Raw genomic sequence first — 896 nt, 5'->3', positions numbered from 1 at the left:
CCCTCCATTAAAGGAAAATGATCACCCTGCCGTGCCTGTGGTGATGGTTGTGGTGGTGGTTGTAGTGCTTCCACCAGAACTTCTTGAAGTGCTTCTTGTGATGTTTGTGTTTGTGGTTGTGGTGGTGATGATGGCCGTGCATGCCGTGGGCTGACGACGTGCCGACAGTGCCGGCGAGCGCGCCGGTGGCGACGAAGATGGCGACGAGGCCTGAGGTAAGAGTGCGCTTGAACATGATGATCTCCTGGATCTTTTGATCGAGGCGACCCATTCGCCTCTAACCATCAGTCGGCGCGGCGCGGCAAAAGGTTCGATAGGTCGAAGAGATTTTTGTGGGGCCTTTGGCCCGAGCGAATAGTGAATAGCGAATAGCGAGTAGGAAAAGGCAGGAACGCCACTTACCAATCGCTACGTTGCCGTTCCCTATTCGCTATTCGCTACTCACTATTCGCTCTCTCTCACCCCATCCCCGTGACATGGCGCAGCCAGAACGCCAGCGCGATGAAGCCGATGATGGTGGTGACGCCGGTCCAGTCGACATTGGCCTTCTTCACATCGCTGATGATCTTCACCAGCAGCATCCAGGCCACGAAGATGATCGGGAGAATGATGACTAATCTGATCATGCCACACCCCTGCGCAAAGCGATTGCACCTCCCCTAGATGTAGGAAGCAATCTAGCTCTTTTCAGGATGCGCTCGTCGGCGGGCCATGCGGCATGCCGGGGAAAAACGGAGTTTTGTCTTTACTGGCGCAACAAATATGCTAACCGGAGCGCCGTGCCCTTGTAGCTCAGCTGGTAGAGCAGCGGTTTTGTAAACCGAAGGTCGGCGGTTCGATTCCGTCCGGGGGCACCAGCAAAAGTGCGGCAATTGAGTAAATTCAGACAGTTAATC

General features: G+C 55.0%; 2 protein-coding genes and 1 tRNA gene. 1 reads left to right on the top strand and 2 read right to left on the bottom strand.

Going from position 1 to position 896, the window contains the following annotated elements; all coding sequences use genetic code 11:
* Positions 1-7: 7 nt before the first annotated feature.
* Together EOB49_RS33995 and EOB49_RS33990 are read right to left on the bottom strand one after the other, a co-directional pair.
* Positions 8-235 (bottom strand): hypothetical protein, encoded by a 228-nt coding sequence (locus EOB49_RS33995; RefSeq protein WP_127383512.1) that lies wholly within the window; start codon positions 233-235, stop codon positions 8-10.
* Positions 236-458: 223 nt separating this feature from the next.
* On the bottom strand, positions 459-626 hold the full coding sequence (locus tag EOB49_RS33990; protein ID WP_127268088.1) for a hypothetical protein: 168 nt from the start codon (positions 624-626) through the stop codon (positions 459-461).
* Positions 627-781: 155 nt separating this feature from the next.
* On the opposite strand from EOB49_RS33990, the gene EOB49_RS33985 reads away from it, so the two are divergent.
* Positions 782-857 (top strand) — tRNA-Thr (locus tag EOB49_RS33985).
* Positions 858-896 lie beyond the last annotated feature (39 nt).

The sequence above is a fragment of the Mesorhizobium sp. M7A.F.Ca.MR.148.00.0.0 genome, from assembly GCF_003997735.1.
GTDB lineage: Bacteria > Pseudomonadota > Alphaproteobacteria > Rhizobiales > Rhizobiaceae > Mesorhizobium.
Note: the sequence above shows the minus strand (reverse complement) of the source record. Positions and strands in the feature narration are given on the sequence as shown.